The sequence below is a fragment of the Alkalihalobacterium chitinilyticum genome, from assembly GCF_029028005.1.
Classification (GTDB): domain Bacteria; phylum Bacillota; class Bacilli; order Bacillales; family Bacillaceae_F; genus Alkalihalobacterium; species Alkalihalobacterium chitinilyticum.
Window position 1 is genome coordinate 46,406 of record NZ_JAOTPO010000020.1, and the last position, 19,214, is coordinate 65,619.

23 protein-coding genes and 1 rRNA gene are annotated in these 19,214 nt (G+C 38.4%); 22 read left to right on the forward strand and 2 right to left on the reverse strand.

Going from position 1 to position 19,214, the window contains the following annotated elements:
* The first annotated feature begins 3 nt into the window (after nucleotides 1-3).
* From N7Z68_RS20725 to salA, 19 genes are all read left to right on the forward strand, one after another.
* Nucleotides 4-309: a KOW domain-containing RNA-binding protein gene (locus tag N7Z68_RS20725; protein WP_275120373.1), complete on the forward strand. Its 306-nt coding sequence runs from the start codon at nucleotides 4-6 to the stop codon at nucleotides 307-309.
* A 4-nt stretch (nucleotides 310-313) separates the two neighbouring features.
* Entirely contained in the window at nucleotides 314-532 is a 219-nt protein-coding gene (infA, locus tag N7Z68_RS20730; protein WP_003322635.1) for a translation initiation factor IF-1, read from the forward strand.
* Between the two features lie 89 nt (nucleotides 533-621).
* The gene (gene rpmJ / locus N7Z68_RS20735; protein ID WP_003322638.1) at nucleotides 622-735 is read left to right on the forward strand and encodes a 50S ribosomal protein L36; all 114 of its coding nucleotides are present in this window, start codon (nucleotides 622-624) and stop codon (nucleotides 733-735) included.
* A gap of 22 nt (nucleotides 736-757) precedes the next feature.
* Nucleotides 758-1,123: a 30S ribosomal protein S13 gene (gene rpsM / locus N7Z68_RS20740; protein WP_275120374.1), complete on the forward strand. Its 366-nt coding sequence runs from the start codon at nucleotides 758-760 to the stop codon at nucleotides 1,121-1,123.
* A gap of 21 nt (nucleotides 1,124-1,144) precedes the next feature.
* On the forward strand, nucleotides 1,145-1,537 hold the full coding sequence (gene rpsK, locus N7Z68_RS20745; RefSeq protein WP_275120375.1) for a 30S ribosomal protein S11: 393 nt from the start codon (nucleotides 1,145-1,147) through the stop codon (nucleotides 1,535-1,537).
* Between the two features lie 191 nt (nucleotides 1,538-1,728).
* Nucleotides 1,729-2,673: a DNA-directed RNA polymerase subunit alpha gene (locus N7Z68_RS20750; RefSeq protein WP_275120376.1), complete on the forward strand. Its 945-nt coding sequence runs from the start codon at nucleotides 1,729-1,731 to the stop codon at nucleotides 2,671-2,673.
* Nucleotides 2,674-2,787: 114 nt separating this feature from the next.
* Complete coding sequence (gene rplQ / locus N7Z68_RS20755; protein ID WP_275120377.1) at nucleotides 2,788-3,150, forward strand: 50S ribosomal protein L17; 363 nt, start codon at nucleotides 2,788-2,790, stop codon at nucleotides 3,148-3,150.
* A gap of 108 nt (nucleotides 3,151-3,258) precedes the next feature.
* Nucleotides 3,259-4,098 carry an energy-coupling factor transporter ATPase gene (locus tag N7Z68_RS20760; RefSeq protein WP_275120378.1) on the forward strand — a complete coding sequence of 280 codons (840 nt, stop codon included), beginning with the start codon at nucleotides 3,259-3,261 and terminating at the stop codon, nucleotides 4,096-4,098.
* Entirely contained in the window at nucleotides 4,074-4,937 is an 864-nt protein-coding gene (locus N7Z68_RS20765) for an energy-coupling factor ABC transporter ATP-binding protein (protein ID WP_275120379.1), read from the forward strand. The genes N7Z68_RS20760 and N7Z68_RS20765 overlap by 25 nt, the downstream gene beginning before the upstream one ends.
* 4 nt (nucleotides 4,938-4,941) lie before the next feature.
* Nucleotides 4,942-5,739, forward strand: a complete 798-nt coding sequence (locus tag N7Z68_RS20770) for an energy-coupling factor transporter transmembrane component T family protein (RefSeq protein WP_275120380.1) — start codon at nucleotides 4,942-4,944, stop codon at nucleotides 5,737-5,739.
* A 14-nt stretch (nucleotides 5,740-5,753) separates the two neighbouring features.
* Nucleotides 5,754-6,494 carry a tRNA pseudouridine(38-40) synthase TruA gene (gene truA / locus N7Z68_RS20775; protein WP_275120381.1) on the forward strand — a complete coding sequence of 247 codons (741 nt, stop codon included), beginning with the start codon at nucleotides 5,754-5,756 and terminating at the stop codon, nucleotides 6,492-6,494.
* A 236-nt stretch (nucleotides 6,495-6,730) separates the two neighbouring features.
* On the forward strand, nucleotides 6,731-7,168 hold the full coding sequence (gene rplM, locus N7Z68_RS20780) for a 50S ribosomal protein L13 (protein ID WP_275120382.1): 438 nt from the start codon (nucleotides 6,731-6,733) through the stop codon (nucleotides 7,166-7,168).
* 20 nt (nucleotides 7,169-7,188) lie between these two features.
* Nucleotides 7,189-7,584, forward strand: a complete 396-nt coding sequence (gene rpsI / locus N7Z68_RS20785) for a 30S ribosomal protein S9 (RefSeq protein ID WP_275120383.1) — start codon at nucleotides 7,189-7,191, stop codon at nucleotides 7,582-7,584.
* Nucleotides 7,585-7,721: 137 nt separating this feature from the next.
* On the forward strand, nucleotides 7,722-8,969 hold the full coding sequence (locus N7Z68_RS20790) for a S8 family peptidase (protein WP_275120384.1): 1,248 nt from the start codon (nucleotides 7,722-7,724) through the stop codon (nucleotides 8,967-8,969).
* Between the two features lie 350 nt (nucleotides 8,970-9,319).
* Nucleotides 9,320-10,576 carry an ATP-binding protein gene (locus N7Z68_RS20795; protein WP_275120385.1) on the forward strand — a complete coding sequence of 419 codons (1,257 nt, stop codon included), beginning with the start codon at nucleotides 9,320-9,322 and terminating at the stop codon, nucleotides 10,574-10,576.
* A gap of 267 nt (nucleotides 10,577-10,843) precedes the next feature.
* Complete coding sequence (locus N7Z68_RS20800; RefSeq protein ID WP_275120386.1) at nucleotides 10,844-13,285, forward strand: alpha-amylase family glycosyl hydrolase; 2,442 nt, start codon at nucleotides 10,844-10,846, stop codon at nucleotides 13,283-13,285.
* Between the two features lie 106 nt (nucleotides 13,286-13,391).
* Entirely contained in the window at nucleotides 13,392-13,829 is a 438-nt protein-coding gene (locus tag N7Z68_RS20805; RefSeq protein ID WP_275120387.1) for a DUF2521 family protein, read from the forward strand.
* Nucleotides 13,830-13,906: 77 nt separating this feature from the next.
* Entirely contained in the window at nucleotides 13,907-14,623 is a 717-nt protein-coding gene (gene cwlD / locus N7Z68_RS20810; protein WP_275120388.1) for an N-acetylmuramoyl-L-alanine amidase CwlD, read from the forward strand.
* A gap of 81 nt (nucleotides 14,624-14,704) precedes the next feature.
* Complete coding sequence (salA, locus tag N7Z68_RS20815) at nucleotides 14,705-15,751, forward strand: iron-sulfur carrier protein/transcriptional regulator SalA (RefSeq protein ID WP_275120389.1); 1,047 nt, start codon at nucleotides 14,705-14,707, stop codon at nucleotides 15,749-15,751.
* Nucleotides 15,752-15,936: 185 nt separating this feature from the next.
* On the opposite strand, the gene gerD is transcribed toward salA, so the two are convergent.
* Nucleotides 15,937-16,563, reverse strand: coding sequence for a spore germination lipoprotein GerD (gerD, locus tag N7Z68_RS20820; protein ID WP_275120390.1), 627 nt, complete (start codon nucleotides 16,561-16,563; stop codon nucleotides 15,937-15,939).
* A 143-nt stretch (nucleotides 16,564-16,706) separates the two neighbouring features.
* Here gerD and N7Z68_RS20825 point away from each other — a divergent pair, with 143 nt between their 5' ends.
* Nucleotides 16,707-17,300 carry a KinB-signaling pathway activation protein gene (locus N7Z68_RS20825; RefSeq protein ID WP_275120391.1) on the forward strand — a complete coding sequence of 198 codons (594 nt, stop codon included), beginning with the start codon at nucleotides 16,707-16,709 and terminating at the stop codon, nucleotides 17,298-17,300.
* A 163-nt stretch (nucleotides 17,301-17,463) separates the two neighbouring features.
* On the opposite strand, the gene pdaB is transcribed toward N7Z68_RS20825, so the two are convergent.
* Nucleotides 17,464-18,222, reverse strand: coding sequence for a polysaccharide deacetylase family sporulation protein PdaB (gene pdaB / locus N7Z68_RS20830; RefSeq protein WP_275120392.1), 759 nt, complete (start codon nucleotides 18,220-18,222; stop codon nucleotides 17,464-17,466).
* A 127-nt stretch (nucleotides 18,223-18,349) separates the two neighbouring features.
* Between pdaB and N7Z68_RS20835 the strand changes: the two genes are divergently transcribed.
* Together N7Z68_RS20835 and N7Z68_RS20840 are read left to right on the forward strand one after the other, a co-directional pair.
* Nucleotides 18,350-18,577 (forward strand): hypothetical protein, encoded by a 228-nt coding sequence (locus N7Z68_RS20835; RefSeq protein ID WP_275120393.1) that lies wholly within the window; start codon nucleotides 18,350-18,352, stop codon nucleotides 18,575-18,577.
* A 325-nt stretch (nucleotides 18,578-18,902) separates the two neighbouring features.
* Nucleotides 18,903-19,214 (forward strand): 16S ribosomal RNA (locus N7Z68_RS20840); the annotation flags it as partial.

Genomic DNA, 19,214 nt, shown 5'->3' on the forward strand with positions numbered 1-19,214 from the left:
AAGATGAAAGATCCTGACTCGCTACCAGTTATTGGTCAAGTCGTTGAAGTAATAAGAGGTCGTGATCGGGAACGGTTTTGTATAGTAGTTGGTATAATAGACCATCGCTTTGTTTTAATAGCAGATGGTGATTATCGCAAATACGATAAAGCTAAGAAAAAAAATGTCCAACACCTAAAAGTCATTGATTATATCTCAGATGAAGTGAAAAACAGCATTAATGAAACTGGTCGTGTTACCAATGCCAAGCTGCGGTTTGCGATACAAAAGTTCTTAGAACAATATCATTTACTGAAGGAAGGAGAGTAAATTCATGGCGAAAGAGGATGTAATTGAAGTTGAAGGTACCGTAATTGAGCCACTACCAAATGCAATGTTCCGTGTCGAGTTAGAAAATGGTCATAAAGTATTGGCTCATGTATCAGGTAAAATTCGTATGCACTTTATCCGCATCTTACCAGGTGATAAAGTGACTGTTGAATTATCTCCATATGATTTAACGCGTGGCCGAATCACATATCGTTATAAATAATCCTTAGGTATTTGTCGGTTTAGATATAGTTTACTATGCTCAAATGAGAGCTTGATACGAGCACTCCGTAATATAAGGAGGTAAATATAATGAAGGTCAGACCATCAGTAAAGCCAATCTGCGAAAAATGTAAAGTTATTCGTAGAAAAGGTACAGTTATGGTAATTTGTGAAAACCCTAAGCATAAACAAAAACAAGGTTAATAACAAGGAGGTGCTGTAATTCATGGCACGTATATCAGGTGTTGACATTCCTCGTGACAAACGAGTAGTAGTGTCCTTAACATACATCTATGGAATCGGAAGAAAACTTTCATCTGAAATCCTAGAAAAAGCTGGCGTATCAGAAGATACACGAGTTCGTGATTTAACTGAAGATGAGTTAGGTAAAATTCGTGAAGTAATCGATGCTTATCGAGTAGAAGGGGATCTTCGTCGTGAAATCTCTTTAAACATTAAGCGTCTTATCGAGATCGGTTGCTACCGTGGTATCCGTCATCGTCGTGGTCTACCAGTTCGCGGACAAAACACGAAAAATAATGCTCGTACGCGTAAAGGTCCACGTCGTACAGTAGCTAATAAGAAGAAATAGTAAAGGAGGTTAGGTTAAAACATGGCTAAAAAGACTAATACACGTACAAAACGTCGTCAACGTAAAAACGTTGAAAGTGGTGTAGCACATATTAAGTCAACTTTCAACAATACGATTGTTACGATTACTGATGTACATGGAAACGCAATTTCATGGGCTAGTGCTGGAAACCTAGGATTTAAAGGTTCACGTAAATCTACTCCATTTGCTGCACAAATGGCTGCTGAAGCCGCTGGTAAAACAGCAATGGAAAACGGTATGAAAACGCTCGAAGTAACTGTTAAAGGTCCTGGTGCAGGTCGTGAAGCAGCTATTCGTTCTCTTCAAGCAGTAGGATTAGAAGTTAGCATGATCCGTGACGTTACGCCTGTTCCTCATAATGGTTGCCGTCCACCAAAACGTCGTAGAGTTTAATAAAAGAAATCCAATTTCTTGTATAGATTTCCTAAAAGTGTTAATAATGGTTAAGACGAGATTTTCCCTATGAAACGGTTCTTGCTTTTATTAACGATGGTAATGCGTATGGGAACTGCCTAATGGGGAATCCGGTTAGGCAATCCTTACGGGTCAACCGGAGTTCGACGTTTTGAAGGAGGGTTTGTTGAATGATTGAAATAGAAAAGCCAAATATTGAAACGATTGAAGTTAGCGAAGATGCTAAATACGGGAAGTTCGTAGTTGAGCCACTTGAACGTGGGTATGGAACAACTTTAGGGAACTCCTTACGTCGTATCCTCTTATCCTCTTTACCAGGAGCTGCTGTAACGAGTGTACAGATTGACGGTGTGTTACATGAATTCTCTACTATCGAAGGTGTAGTAGAAGATGTGACTACTATCATTCTTAGCTTGAAACAACTTGCTCTTAAAATCTACTCGGATGAAGAGAAGGTTTTAGAAATTGATACACAAGGTGAAGGTGTTATTACAGCAGGTGACCTAACACATGATAGTGATGTAGACGTATTAAACCCTGATCTTCATATTGCGACTTTATCTAAAGGTGCTAGACTACATATGCGTTTAACTGCTAAACGTGGACGTGGTTATGTTCTTGCTGAAGATAATAAGTCTGAAGATCAGCCAATTGGAGTTATCCCAATTGACTCAATCTACACACCTGTATCTCGAGTGAATTATCAAGTCGAAAATACACGTGTCGGTCAAATTACCAACTATGACAAACTCACCTTAGATGTATGGACTGATGGAAGCATTCGTCCAGAAGAGGCAGTATCGTTAGGTGCAAAGATCTTAACTGAGCACTTAAACATTTTTGTCGGTCTTACAGATCAAGCACAAAATGCTGAAATTATGGTTGAAAAAGAAGAGGATCAAAAAGAAAAAGTGCTTGAAATGACGATTGAAGAGCTTGATCTTTCTGTTCGTTCTTACAACTGCTTAAAGCGTGCTGGTATTAATACCGTTCAAGAATTAACACACAAAACAGAAGAAGACATGATGAAAGTACGTAATCTTGGACGCAAATCTCTTGAAGAGGTCCAAGAAAAGCTTGCTGAATTAGGCTTAGGTCTTCGTAAAGAAGAGTAGGTTCTAATAGGGAACGCTTAGCACTGTGCTGTTCTCTGTTTTTCTTGTGTTTTACCATAAATCGTCGTGCCTGTTTAGGCAATCATATAAGCGTTACAAAGGAGGGAAACAGACATGGCATATGCAAAATTAGGTCGTGATAGTGCTGGTCGTAAAGCATTATTCCGTGATTTAGTTACAGATTTAATTATCAACGAGAGAATTGAAACTACTGAAGCAAAAGCTAAAGAACTTCGCCCTATCATTGAGAAGATGATCACTCTTGGTAAACGTGGTGACCTTCACGCACGTCGTCAAGCAGCATCTTTCGTACGTCGTGAAGTAGCTAATCAAGAGACAGGTGAAGATGCAATTCAAAAGCTTTTCGCTGATATCGCTCCTCGTTATGAAGAGCGTCAAGGTGGATATACTCGTATTCTTAAAGTAGGTCCTCGCCGTGGTGATGGTGCACCAATGGCTATTATTGAGCTAGTTTAATTCTGATCCAACATATATATTTGACGACAAAGGGCGTGACAGGTTGTGAGCGAATAGCTCCCACTCACAGCCCTTTTTTTATATAGAGAGAACGTTAGGGTGATGATCATGGTCGATCCAATCCAAATTAAGGACCTTACTTATAAGTATGATACTGATGGAGAAGAAGTATTAAAGAAAATATCACTAACTGTAAAAAAGGGAGAGTGGGTTGCTATCATTGGCCATAACGGCTCAGGCAAGTCAACACTGTCTCGTTTTTTAAATGGATTACTTGTTCCTGAAGCGGGAGAAGTAATTATAAATGGAATGGATACAAGAGACGAAGATAAGATGTGGGAAATCCGTAAGTATGTCGGACTTGTTTTTCAAAACCCTGAAAATCAATTAGTTGGTACGACAGTCAAAGATGATATTGCCTTTGGTCTTGAGAATAACGGAGTGCCAACGATGGAAATGGAAGAACGAATTCGAAATAGTGCTGAAAAAGTGGGAATTGCTCACCTGTTATCCGAAGAGCCACATCGGCTATCTGGTGGACAGAAACAACGCTTAGCCATTGCTGGTATTATAGCAATTCAGCCTTCTGTTATTGTTTTAGATGAGTCGACATCCATGTTAGACCCACAAGGTCGAAAAGAAGTGATACAAACTGTCCTACATTTAAGAGAAACAGAAAACATCACGGTTATTTCGATTACCCATGATATTGATGAAGCATCTCTAGCAGATCGTATTCTTGTTATGAGTGATGGGGAGATTGTTCGTGATGGTGCTCCTGAAGACATATTAACGGATGAAGAATTCTTGATCGATCAAAGCCTCGATGTTCCATTCTCAGTGAAGTTACAGAGGTACTTATTGAAAGAAGGCATCAACTTAAATCATGTGACATTGTCGCTGGATGATCTAGTGGAGGAACTATGGAAATTAAAGTCGAACAGTTAGGACATACGTACATGCAAGGAACCCCCTTTGTAAGGGAAGTTCTTAAACAAGTGTCATTTCAAGTTCCTGCTGGCTCTTATACGGCGATTATCGGTCACACAGGGTCTGGGAAGTCGACGTTAATTCAACATTTAAATGGACTGCTTCGACCAACACAAGGCCGAATAACAATTGGAAATACTGAGATTATCGCAAATCAAAAGGCAAAAGACTTAAAGAATCTTCGCAAAAATGTAGGGCTTGTGTTTCAATATCCTGAGCATCAATTGTTTGAAGAGACGGTCGAAAAAGATATTATCTTTGGACCTTTGAATTTTGGCGTCCCTGAAAGAGTAGCGAAACAGCGAGCGAAAATGCTAATGCCTCTTGTCGGGTTATCAGAAGAGTTTCTAAAGCGCTCTCCTTTTGAATTAAGCGGGGGGCAAAAGCGCCGGGTAGCGATTGCAGGGGTACTAGCTTTAGAGCCTAAAGTACTTGTATTAGACGAGCCTACAGCTGGTTTAGATCCAAAAGGTCGACGTGAAATTATGGATATGTTTTATCGTCTGCATCAAGAAAATCAGCTCACGACAGTACTCGTTACGCATCATATGGAAGACGCTGCGTTGTATGCCGACCAGATCATTGTAATGAATCAAGGGGAGATTGTCATTAAAGGACGCCCAGAGGAAGTGTTTTCAAATCTAAATCACCTGCAAGAAATTGGGTTAGATGTCCCTGAAACATTAGCTTTTATGAGTAAATTGGAAAAAGTATTTCAACAGCCTATGCCTCGTGACTTGTTTACTGTGGATCAAGTTGCGCAATTTATTAAGCAATATATGCTTGAAAAAAGGTGACACTATGTTTCAACACATTTTAATAGGTCAGTACGTAGAAGCCAAATCAATCTTGCATCGGTTAGATCCACGCGCAAAGCTATTAGCTGTTTTTTTACTTGTCATCATTGTTTTCTTTGCGAACAGCTGGGAGTCATATGCGGTGGTCGTAAGCTTTTGTTTGGCTGCCATTCTAATTTCAAAAGTCCCTATTCGTTTTATATACAAAGGTTTAAAGCCTATTTTTTTACTCGTTCTTATTACACTTATTATTCATCTATTATTAAATAAAGAAGGACCACTTGTGTTTCAGTGGGGGCCGATTAAGATCTATGAGTCAGGGATAACGCAAGGTGTTTTTATTTCTATTCGACTTCTTATTTTAGTCATCTTTACCTCGCTTTTAACGTTAACGACAAAACCGATGGATTTAACCGATGGTCTAGAAAGCATTTTATCGCCATTTAAGCGCTTTGGATTACCTGCACATGAATTAGCGTTAATGATGTCAATATCACTTCGGTTTATTCCAACGCTTCTTCAAGAAACAGAAAAGATTGCAAAAGCTCAGATGGCCCGGGGTGTTGACTTTACAAGCGGCCCGCTTAAAGAACGGATGAAAGCTTTTATACCTCTTCTTATTCCGCTGTTTATCAGCTCGTTTAAACGTGCTGAAGATTTAGCTTTAGCGATGGAAGCAAGGGGCTACCGCGGCGGTGAAGGACGGACAAAACTTCGGCAGCTTTACTGGTCATTGCATGATACAAGTATGGTTGTCTTGATCGTTTGTTTTGGTATTGGATTATTCTTTCTAAGAGCATAAGGTGAGGTGAGTCCATGCGACGCTATAGATGCATCATTTCGTATGATGGTACGGAGTTTTCTGGTTTTCAAATACAACCTCAAGCGAGGACAGTTCAAGGGGAATTAGAGAAAGCTCTTAAAAAAATTCATAAGAATGAAATCATTCAAGTGTACGGTTCCGGAAGAACAGATGCAACTGTTCACGCTGTTGGACAAGTCATTCACTTTGATACACCGCTCAATATTCCAGCAGAGAAGTGGGGGCGAGCTCTTTCTGCTAATCTGCCCAATGATATTGTTGTCCAAGAAGTTGCTGAAGCAGATGCAGATTTTCATGCGCGGTTTCATGTCATTCGTAAAGAATATCGTTATCGTGTGTTAAATCGAAAGGTACCAGATGTATTTTGTCGCAACTATACGTATCATTTTCCACAGGAGCTAAATGTTCAAAAGATGAAAGAGGCTGCTAAAGTATTGTTAGGAACACATGATTTTACGTCTTTTTGTTCGGCTGGCTCTCCTGTTGTCGATAAAGTTCGAACCATCTATGAGCTTAATATTATACAACAAGATGACGAACTGATATTTAGCATTATTGGGAATGGCTTTCTTTATAACATGGTGCGGATTATTGTCGGAACATTATTGGAAGCAGGCACAGGAAAACGCGAAGTCGATGAAATGAAAGATCTCATTCTAGCAAAAGATCGAACAGCTGCTGGTAAAACCGCACCAGGACACGGATTATACTTATGGAAAGTAGATTATCAATGAGAAGGTATGAGTTATTGAATTTCTGTAAATAAAAGAAGTAGAAAAATTTTTTACAAAACAACTCATCCCCGTGTAACAAGTTGTTGACATTAGCTGTTATATATTATATGATGTTAGATGGTATTTCTAAATGAAACCCACTAGCCCCGGGTTGTTTAGGCTTGTTATTATAAACAATGCAATTACCATAAAAAATGAAACTAAAATTATGAAAGCTTTAAATAGGAGGGAAAATCATGCGTACAACATTTATGGCAAAGCCAAATGAAGTTGAACGTAAATGGTATGTTGTTGATGCAGAAGGCCAAACATTAGGTCGTCTTTCAAGTGAAGTTGCCTCTATCCTTCGTGGTAAACATAAACCAATTTTTACACCGAATGTAGATACAGGTGATCACGTAATCATCATCAACGCATCTAAAATCGTTCTTACAGGGAATAAATTACAAGACAAAATTTACTACCGTCACACAAATCATCCAGGTGGACTTAAGCAAACGACTGCTGGCGAAATGCTTCAAAACAAGCCAGAGCGTATGTTAGAGCTTGCTATCAAAGGCATGCTTCCAAAGAACACACTTGGACGTAAACAAGGAATGAAATTACACGTTTACGCTGGTAGCGAACATAAGCACCAAGCACAAAAACCAGAAGCCTATGAGCTTCGTGGTTAATTAATAAGGAGGGTATTACTTTGGCACAAGTACAATATTATGGTACAGGTCGCCGTAAGCACTCTGTTGCACGTGTTCGTTTAGTGCCAGGCGACGGTCGTATCGTTATTAATAATCGTGAATTCAATGAATACTTCGGTAACAAAGAAGTATTAAAATTAATTATTGAGCAACCATTACAAGAAACAGGAGCAGTTGGACAATACGATGTTATTGTTAACGTTACTGGTGGTGGATATACTGGACAAGCGGGAGCAATCCGTCATGGTGTATCTCGTGCGTTATTAGAAGTAGATCCAGAATACCGTGGGTCATTAAAAGCTGCTGGTTTCTTAACTCGTGATGCTCGTATGAAAGAGCGTAAAAAATACGGTCTTAAAGCAGCACGTCGTGCACCTCAGTTCTCAAAACGTTAATATACCTACGTTTCAAGGCTCTCACTCATTATGGGTGAGGGTCTTTTTTGTTTTTTCAGCTTCCTAGGACAACTACCGCTTCATACATTCCTTTGTTTGAATACATTGATAGTAATTTTTCAAAGGAGATGGTGTTGATGGTTGCAACGAAACAGCTAATCGTGTGCTTTAAGCCTGGGACAAGAAGGTCTAGTTGTTTGCAGATGCACAAAGAGATGAAGGCGAAGCTAGTAAATGAGATCAAAGAAATAGGGATACACGTCGTCACCGTACCAACGAAGGAGTTCCCATCATGTCTTTCCAAATATGCTTCATCTCGGGATGTTCGGTTTGTGGAGGAGGATCATGAGATACAGCTTTCACCGATTACAAGTGCAACAGATTTTTCATCGTTAGAAACAGTAAGTGGTTCAGCTATTATAACGAACGATCCGTTATTGGAAAGGCAATGGGGGCTAGCAAACGTGAACGCACAAGGTGCATGGGAGCTGGCACGTGTTTCTCCTGCCTCAGCAAGGATTGCCATCTTAGATACTGGTGTAAACCGGAATCACCCAGACTTGCGGGGGAAGGTCACTCATCATGCGAATTTCTCAGGTTCCCCAACCGTTGAAGATATTCATGGACATGGAACTCATATTGCAGGGATTGCTGCAGGTACGACGAACAACGGAATTGGAATGGCAGGGATGAGCTATAATTCAGCCGACATTATGAATATAAAAGTTCTAGGAGACACAGGCAGCGGGACACACAGCAATGTTGCTCAAGGGATTATTTACGCTGCTAATCTAGGAGCAGATGTCATCAACTTGAGTTTAGGTGCACCAGATAGCAATGAGACGCTGAGAAGCGCGGTCAATTATGCAAATAATCAAGGTGTCTTACTAGTTGGGGCAGCAGGGAATAACTCCTCAAATAACGCACAGTATCCAGCAGCATTTAATCAAGTCCTTGCGGTAACCGCCACGAATCAAAACAATGAGCTTTCATCATTCTCCAACTACGGGTCATGGGTGGAAGTTGCTGCGCCGGGTCAAGATATTCTCTCAACCTTTCCTGGGGAGTCAGGAGATTTGATGGGCTATAAGGTTTTATCCGGTACTTCACAAGCTGCTGCTATTATTAGTGGTCTAGCAGGATTAATGAAGGCGACCAATCCAACGTTAAGTAATAGAGATATTAGATCGATCATTCAACGAGCTTCCATTCAATCCGTTTCAGGAGAAGGAACCATTCGATATGGTAGAATTGATGCTATGAGAGCAATTCAGCTAGCGAGAAATACTAGAAGTAGTCAGCGAGGACAAACGAACAATCTCGCACCTGTTTGGTTGAATACGACATTAATTAAACCCTCTTTCGGTGCTTGGAATGATTTTTAAACAGTTATGGATTGAAAATACAACTCATAAAAGCATCTGAAGGAGTTCAGGTGCTTTTATACTGGATAACGTGTTCGGATCATAATCCAAATATTAAAAAGATACCTTAATTAAAAAGTAAAAGGGTTTCTAAAAAAGTTAGAGAAGTATGTAGAGCAAGTAATTTGATACTTCAAGTCATGCGATGGGAGCCATACGAAATGAATATAACCAAATTAGATACTTTCGATATATTAGATAAGATTACAGATGGCTTTTATGCGTTAGACTCTAACTGGAACTTTATTTACTTAAACAATGAAGCAGAGAAAATATAAAGTCGTTCAAAAGAGAAGCTGTTAGGAAAGTGTGTGTGGGAGGAATTTGATGATGCAATAGATTTACCAATCTATGCCCATTACCTTTCAGCAATGGAAAGTCAAAAGTCTGTCAATTTTGACTTTTATTATCCTTCGATGAAGCAATGGTTTGACGTTCGGGCTTATCCCTCTCCTGAGGGGCTGTCTGTTTATTTTCTAGACATTACCGAGTCCAAGAGAAAGAATATCCAAAGGGAACAACATTATCAATTACTTTTTAAAAATAATCTAGATGCAGTTTTTTCATTAGATCTAGCTGGTAGATATGTGAGTGTGAATAAGGCCTTAGCAAAATTAACGGGTTATGGAGAAGAAGAATTAGTCCATCAATCATTTTATCCTCTTGTGGCAGATGAAGATTTGCAAAAAGTTATTTATTACTTCGGTGAAGCGTCTAAGGGTGTACCGCAAACCTATGATTGTAGAATGAACCATAAAAGTGGCAGAGTCATTCATTGTAGGGTGACAAATACCCCAATTACTATAGAGAATGAAATTACTGGAATTTATGGCATTTGTAAAGATATTACATTGCAAAAGGCTGCTGAGGAAAGTATCGAGAATGCAAAGAAATTATCATTAGTAGGACAATTATCTGCTTCAATAGCGCATGAAATTAGAAATCCGTTAACGACTATAAAAGGATTCTTACAGCTAATACATGCAGAAAAAGAAATAAATCCAGTTCATATTGAAATTTTATTAAGTGAGATGGACCGCATCGAGTTAATTACTAGTGAGTTGTTGCTTTTAGCAAAGCCTCAAGCTGTTGAGATAGGTGAAGAAAATTTAACAGAAACAATAAACAATGTTGTTACATTACTTCAATCACAAGCGCTTATGAAAAATATTGATATTATTTTTGAGCATGATCCTGTTGATTCTATTCGTTGTGTGAACAACCAAATGAAGCAAGTTTTTATTAACCTCATTAAAAATGCAATTGAAGCGATGTCAGAAGGTGGAGTTATTAAAGTATTCCTTCTCGATTTCAATCCAGACACAGTTATAGTTGAAGTAGTTGATCAAGGGAGCGGAATTTCAAAAGAATTAGCTCCTAATATCGGTTTACCGTTTTATTCAACAAAAGAAAAAGGTACAGGGTTAGGAATGGTAACTACATACAAAATTATTAACGATCATGGTGGTAAGATTGAATTTGAAAGTACGTTAGGTGAAGGAACAACTTTTCGAATTTATTTACCGAAGAAATTGAAAAAAGAGTACGTAAAGTCCAATCGTATGTAATGTTAACTAATTAGAACAAATGTTCGTAAGGTCCATTTCTATTAGTCATGGATCTTTTTTAATACTACTGGATGAAAGTGTATGTTAAGAGGATGTAAAATTCGATTGATAAACTAAAAATTCTATAGTAGTGTAAGGGAGTAGAATAATTTAGAATATCGTTTGCATTTAGATATAAATTGGAAATAATGGATTTCCAATTTATTTTATAACATTTTGTGCAATCGTTTTCACTGTTTATAATTAAACTAAGAAGGAGTAGACGACATGGGGAAGAAAATTTACCAAAAGAATGCTGCTATTTTTGTCTTATGTATATTTGTCTTGAGTATGTTCACGAGTTATTTGCCAGCTACATTAGTATTAGCTGAAGAAACAATGACGGGCTCTACAGCTAATGTAACCAAGGTTTTTAATTCTAACTTTGAAAGCGCTTTAGAAGTTGCGAACGACACTGGGGAGCGCCAGATTTATTTTGTTTATGAAAGAGAAGATCAGCAGTACGATGGTTGGAACATCTGGGTATGGGATACAGAATATAAGGATGATCAAATCGATTTTATTGAATATAAAGACGGTAAAGCGATCGCAAGGATTAATATAGGTCCTGATACCGAACGTGTTGGATTTGTGCTCCGTGATACTGATGATTGGAATACGGCTACAAAGGATGTTGAACAGGATCGATTTATTGATGTAAATAAACATGATCACATCACACAAGTTTTTGTAACGAGTGGGGAAATAGCTTTTGAAACGGTTAGTGATACGGATACGGATGCACCTTCTTCTAATGTAGAAACGAACGTTGAAGTTGAGTTAGAAATAGAAGGGTCAACATATCCAGAAGTCATTAACTATAATCAAAATGCTGTGTTAACTTTATCGATTGAGAGTAAAGAAGAAGTAGCCCTGCGTGAAATCTATGTTGATTTAAGCGAAGTAGGTGGAAAGGAAAAAGTTGCGATTGATACTGATCTTAAAGAAGTTTCGTTTGCTGTTGATCGCTCTATAACCGCAGGTGTTAAATCGCTACCGATTGTTGTCACTGACCAATACGGGAACCGACATACAGATGAAGTAACAATTGAAATTGCGGCTAGGACGTTCATGGGTGAAGCAGACTTTGATTGGGATGAAGCTAGAATTTACTTTTTATTAACGGATCGCTTTTTCGATGGAGACCGATCTAATAATGATCCTTATGGTATTGGTTATAATACAGAACAACGTGGAACTTATCAAGGGGGGGACTTTAAGGGAATAACAAACAAGCTCGATTATTTATATGATTTAGGAATTAACACCATTTGGATTAGTCCAATTGTAGAAAATATTAGGTATGATGTTCGGCATGAGTATCCAGATACACCTTATTATGGGTACCACGGGTATTGGGCAAGTAATTTTGAAGAACTGAACCCTCACTTTGGGACAATGGATGACTTCCATGAATTAATTGACGAAGCACATGATCGTGGAATGAAAATTATGATTGATGTCGTTTTAAACCATACAGGCTATGGGTTAAAAGAAGCGGATGCGGTGTATGAAGACGAAATTCCTTTCTTTCCGACTGCTGAAGAAAGAGCGCGTTTTGCTGGAATGCTTCGTGATGGGGGAACAGGTACGGTTCGAGGTGAACTGGCGGGCTTACCGGACTTCTTAACGGAAGACCCTGCAGTTCGTGAACAAATTATTCAATGGCAAGTGGACTGGATTGAAAAATCAAGAACGCCTAATGGAAATACGATCGACTACTTTCGAGTGGATACTGTGAAGCACGTTGAAGATACGACTTGGATGGCATTCAAAAATGAGTTAACAAAGATTATGCCTGAGTTTAAATTAATTGGAGAGTCTTGGGGAGCAGGTCCTAATGATGACCACGGATACCTAAACACCGGAATGATGGACTCATTACTCGATTTTGATTTTAAAAATGAGGCACGTAACTTCGTAAACGGTCAATTAGAAAATGTTCAACAAAACTTAGAGGTTCGAAATGCACAGTTGAGTAATGGGGCAACTTTAGGGCAATTTTTAGGAAGTCATGATGAAGCAGGATTTTTAGAGCTAGTTCGTCAAGATATCGGCAAATTAAAAGTCGGGGCTGCATTACAAATCACAGCTAAAGGTCAACCCGTTATTTATTACGGTGAGGAGCTTGGCCTATCAGGTTTGGATAACTATCCATATTATGATAATCGCTATGATATGGCATGGGAAGATATAGAGGATAATGAAGTACTAATACACTATAAAAAGCTTTTAAATATCCGAAAAGATTATTCGGATGTGTTTTCTAAAGGTACACGATCACAAGTAGCAGGAAGTGATGAAGAAGGTTTTAGTATTTTTGCTCGGTCGTTTAATGACAAATCCATTTTAGTCGGCTTAAATACAAATGATGAAGTGAGTGAGGCTACATTTGAAGTACCTTTTACTGGTAATGTTATGGACTTGTATTCAAATCAAGTCTATGAAGTCGTCGGAAATGAAGTAAAGGTCCAACTTCCAAGTCGAAGTGAGGGCGGGACAGTTATTTTAGTGGAAAGTATAGACGGGTTAGAGAGTATAGAAGCGCCGGTTACAGCTGACAAAAATGATCATGTGCCAGCAGTAGTCAGTTATTTGTATTGGATAATTATCGTACTATTAGTAGTAACAGCGGTTGGGGCAGCTTATCTGGCTAAAAAAAGAAAATAAACATTAGCCTTTGTCACTAAATTGGATAAATTCAACGGTATTTCCATCGCATGAGTATTATTAAATCTCTTGATACTAATGAAAAAGGTATTGAGGAGAGGTTCTAATGACAGTAATCACAACATTCTCAGAAAAACAACGTGAGAAGCGGTGGAAGTTTGAGCGTAAGATATTAAGACAATTATCGTTAAATGATCTTAAGAAAGATGCCCAGCAACATTTTGAACCTTTGTTTCCATTCCATTTTCAGTATGAGCCGTTTTTGATTGATCCAATTATTGATGCAGCGATTGATTCATTTTTAATTGGAGCTGAATTTAGTCGCTTCGGATATTACGGTGAAGCGTTACGAGATGTTAGGTTTCGTTGTGAAGATGAGTTAAAAGATATTTATACACAACTATTTTATATACTTGAAGCCTGGTACACCTATCGAGATATTGGGTTAGATTCATTATATTTAGCCGTAGAGCAATTTGTAGAAAAGTGGTGGGAAAAAGGTTTTACAGAAGGAACAAAACGTTATCGAATGCGTCTTCATTAATCTAGACAAGTTTCTGTTCATATTTTCCTCCTTGTCCCAATATAAATAAAGGGAAGAGGACGTAGGAGGGACTGGGAATGAAAAAGTGGATTAAAGGGGGCGGATTCGCTCTAGCGGTTGTTGGATTACTTTTTATTGTGCAATACCAATTTATTAGTGATGACTCATGGTCAACTTGGCAACTTCCCTTGTCTGGAAAAGTAATTATACTTGACCCTGGACATGGCGGACCAGACGGCGGGGCAGTATCCAAAAGCGGGTTGCTTGAAAAAGATGTTACCTTAGAAATTGCACTCGATCTTAGAGATTATTTACAAGAAGCAGGTGCACTTGTTTTAATGACTCGAGAAGAAGATAAAGACCTAGCCGATTCAGATATAAAAAAAATACGTCACCGTAAAGTGCAGGATTTAAAGCGGAGGGTAGAGTTAATTAATGGTTCGGACGGTGATATGTTTGTCAGTATTCATTTGAATGCGATTCCTTCGCCAAAATGGAAAGGTGCACAAACGTTCTACAATCGAACGATAGAAGAAAATGAGTATATTGCAAAATTTGTTCAAGATGAAATTCGCAGAAATTTAGAAAATACACATCGAGTGGCAAAGCCGATTGGTAATGTGTATCTCATCAAACAAGCCAAAATTCCGGGTGTTCTTGTCGAAGTAGGTTTCCTTTCTAATCCAGAAGAAGCACGATTACTGGAGAAGGAGAAATACCAACAAAAAGTTGCGGCTTCCATCTATCAAGGAATACTCAGATATTACTCAGAAGAACCTGTGCCTGCTTCCTAGTGTGCGTAAGCGTAATCAACGTATTCCTCATGCGAGTTATGCTATACTAACTATATCTACATAAAAAGGATGGTGTACTCGTTGTTAACAGAAGAAAAAGTATTAAGTGCATTGAAAACAGTAATGGATCCTTTTTTAAATAAGTCCATTGTCGAAGTTGATTCGATTCGTGAAATTAAAATTAAGGATAATCATGTAAGTTTAAAAATTGCCATCGCTAAAACAGGAACAGCTGAACAAATGCAGCTACAACAACAAATGGTCAATGTATTAAAATCGGCTGGAGCTGAATCAGTGGGGCTTCGTTTTGAAAACTTAACAGAACAAGAATTACAACAGCGTGGTGGAGTTGAACAAAAACAAGCTCCATCTCTGCTTACATCTAAAAATACTACGTTTATCGCGGTAACCAGTGGTAAAGGCGGGGTTGGTAAGTCAACCGTTTCCGTTAACTTAGCGACAACTTTAGCACGACTAGGTAAAAAAGTAGGCATTATCGATGCTGATATTTACGGCTTTAGTGTTCCAGACATGATGGGAGTTGAGGAACGCCCTAAGGTGATCGCAGAACGTATATACCCTGTTGAACGATTTGGAGTAAAAGTGATTTCTATGGGCTTCTTCGTTGAAGATAACGCTCCTGTTATTTGGAGAGGACCAATGTTAGGAAAAATGCTTAACAACTTCTTCAGTGAAGTAGAGTGGGGCGAGCTGGATTACTTAATTTTAGACTTACCTCCAGGTACCGGAGATGTTGCTTTAGATGTTCACACGATGCTTCCACTTTCAAAAGAAATCATCGTTACGACACCTCATGCTACTGCTGCATTCGTTGCGGCGCGTGCTGGAGCTATGGCGATTAAAACGAATCACGAAATTATCGGTGTAGTAGAAAATATGGCTTACTTTGAAAGTAAAGTAACCGGTGAGAAAGAGTACGTATTTGGAACTGGCGGCGGTGAGCGTTTAGCTGAAGAATTAAAGACGGAAGTATTAGGCCAAATTCCATTAGGACAACCAGAGATCAATAAGGATGATTTTGCACCGTCTATTTATGATGAAAACCACCCGATTGGAAAGATCTACACAGAGATTGCTAAACGTGTGATTGATAAAGTAGAAAGATAATAAGTTTGTAAGTAATTAACATAAGTAACCAATATGAAAAGCAGTCCCTTATTTCGGGACTGCTTTTTGTTTAAAAAACTTCGCTGAAAACTTATGACTCAGTACGTATCTCCACTAAATGAAAAAGAAGAAGGTTAATCGGTTGTAGTTTTAGCGATTGTTACCGCTAAACGGCGTTTTTCAGTCTAAGAGCCTTCCTCGCCACCTTCATCTTCTTCCTCTTGCGCTTGTTCTTCCTGCTTTTCAGCTTCTTGTTGTAATTGTTCTGCGGTCACTTTACCTAAAATTTGATTGACCTTCGCAACAAAGAAGGGACTTTCAAAGGCTTCAGCCATCACTGTCATAACTTGTTGTCTGTATTCTCTTGTTTTCATTAAATCCAATGCAGCTTTTTCCATTTCCGGATCTTTAAGAATATCCATCATCATTGCTTGATACTCCGGGTCTTTCATTAAACTTTTAAGCATTTCCTCAGTTTCTTTCTTTAAACTTTCAGCTAATGCTTGGGCAAATTCAGGATCTTGCATCGTATCTTCCCAGAATGCTCTTGCTTCTTCGGAAGTTAACGTACTTTGAATCGTTTCTTTTACAAAAGCTTGTTCCATAATGAGGTTTTGTTGAACTTCCTCATCAGTTATTGCTTCTGATATAGCCTTTTTTCCTTCCTCGGTCTGTAACATGTCGACCATCATTTTCTTTGTACTTTCGTAGTCAGGTTGAGCAGCTTGACTATTGCCTTCTGCTGGTGCGCACCCTGAAACAATCGATACAAAAATTGCTGGAATTAGGATGAGTTTGTAAAATCGCCCCATTAATCTCTTCCTTTCGATCATTTTGTCATTAATATGCAATATTTCTACAAATTTTATGCATATCTTAAAGGGATAACCTAGATTTTTTACAATGTCATTGGTACAATCAATAAAGCAGAATAGAAGATGGAGGAGCGTTCATCGTGAATAGCCGTAAAGTTGTTTATTTGTTTTTTACATCACTATTAATAGGAAGTATTAGTGGTGCAATAGTAGGACTTGCCCTCGATTGGTCGGTGTATACTGCAGAAGGGGCAATGAATTTTCTCTTTGGTTTAATTTGGTTGTTAGGAATAAGTGCTGCCTTTAGTATAATCAGTCAAATGGGCTTCTTTGCTTATTTAACCGTTCATAGACTAGGGTTAGGTTTATTTAAAACAGCAAAGCTGTGGAACAAAGTTCAAGTTGTCGTAATTGCTTTTGTCATTTTTGATTTAATCTATCTTCGTTACCTGGCATTTGCACAAGAAGGTGAAACGGTATTTCATTATGTTTTAATGCCAGTACTACTTCTCATATACGGTCTTATTGTTGCTTATTTCAAAGCTAAAGATACAAATCAAGGGGCATTTATTCCAGCGTTATTTTTTATTGTCGTAGTTACCACGATTGAATGGGTTCCTGCGTTAACGGTTAATGATCCTAAATGGTTATGGATTTACTTTGCACCGTTACTAGCAGCGAATACGTGGCAGTTATTAATTTTACATCGTTTAACAGGAAATCAAGCTAAATAAAAAAAAGAAACAGTTGGGCGCATCCAACTGTTTCTTTTTTTAAATTTTAGTTATAGTCGCCGGTGAGTATAGGGTAGTAGATCGGTTTATAAATGGGAACAAACTTCGACATCATTTTTAAAAACTTTTAAACACATTACAATAGGTAGATTAAGTAGATATTTTATTTAATCTCTTCACTTTTTGTAGTTGTACTTGCTATCAATTCACTAACCGTTACAAACTTATAACCTTTGCCCTTTAAGCGGTCAACAATTATAGGAAGGGCTTTATGAGTTTGTTTGGCAGAGTCAGACGCATGGAGAAGGATGACATCTCCTTTGTCTGCTGATTCTAAAGTTCCTTCGACAATTTTATCAACACCAGGGTTTTGCCAGTCATAAGAATTAACACTCCAATGAGTAATAGAATAATCAAGTTTATCAGCTATTGATAAAACTCGCTTATCAAACTGACCATGTGGCGGTCTAAGCAGGGTTGGCTTTTTCCTTGTAAGTTCACTCAGAACTTGATCGCCCCGGCGGATATCTTTTTTAATTTTTTCGTCATCCCACGAAGGATATTTTTCGTATTGGTAGCCATGATTTCCTATCTCATGACCATCTTCGACAATACGTTCTACGATTTCAGGATGGCGCTCAGCCCATGACCCGGAAAGGAAAAATGTAGCTTGAACATCTTTATCTTTTAGAATATCAAGGATGGGTATTGCTCGTTGGTCACCCCAACTGATATTAAAAGATAAGGACAATACTTTCTCATCTGTCTTCGCTTTATAAAAAGCTTGAGGTCCATCTGAGGTCGAAAAGACCATAATTTCATTTCGTTCTACAAATAAGATGCCAGCAGTAAAAAAAGCAGCAACAATAATAATGGATAATTGCTTTAACTTTTTTCCATTTAACACGAAAAAGAACTTCATCAAACCCCTCCCTGTCCAATTACTCTAAAATAACTCTATGCAATCTGGGACAAGATATGAATAAAATTCCTGATTTTAGAAAACAATTTTAAAACAGTCCTATACTAATTGGCAGAGGTGGAAAAAAATGCTTGGATTTTTATTAAACATGAAAGAAGTGCAAGAAGTAGAATATTTATTAAAGAGAGAGATGGAGGAATTACTTCTTGACTTAACAGATCCAAGAATAGATAACGTCGTAAAAAAAGCGATGGAAGAGAAATATCAAATCGTTTTTGGAATCTACCGCCGAGTGGCGTCACCTAAAGAATGTACAAAGTATATAAGAACACCACAGTACAAACACTTGAATTAATAAAAAAATCTACCTCGTGGATCTTGCTCTATTTAATAAAAGTAACACGGGGTAGAAAAAATATTAATAGTTGTTGACGAATAAAAATGGACATGCTATAGTATTCATTACGCACTGAGCAACGAACTATTCCGATAACATTTTATAAAAAAAGTGTTTGACTTCGGAATTGCGATGTGCTAAGATTTAAAAGTCGCCATTGAGGCGTTAACGAAAAAGTTCTTTGAAAACTGAACAAAAAGCCAAGCGAAATAAATGAGATACATGATATCTCGTCAATGTTTTAAAAACGTCACGTTTGTGACAGTGAGCTATATCAAACACTTTTATGGAGAGTTTGATCCTGGCTCAGGACGAACGCTGGCGGCGTGCCTAATACATGCAAGTCGAGCGGACCAATTAAGAGCTTGCTCTTATGAGGTTAGCGGCGGACGGGTGAGTAACACGTGGGCAACCTGCCCTGTAGACTGGGATAACTTCGGGAAACCGGAGCTAATACCGGATAATCAATGACACCACATGGTGTCATTGTAAAAGTTGGGATACTAACACTACAGGATGGGCCCGCGGCGCATTAGCTAGTTGGTGAGGTAACGGCTCACCAAGGCGACGATGCGTAGCCGACCTGAGAGGGTGA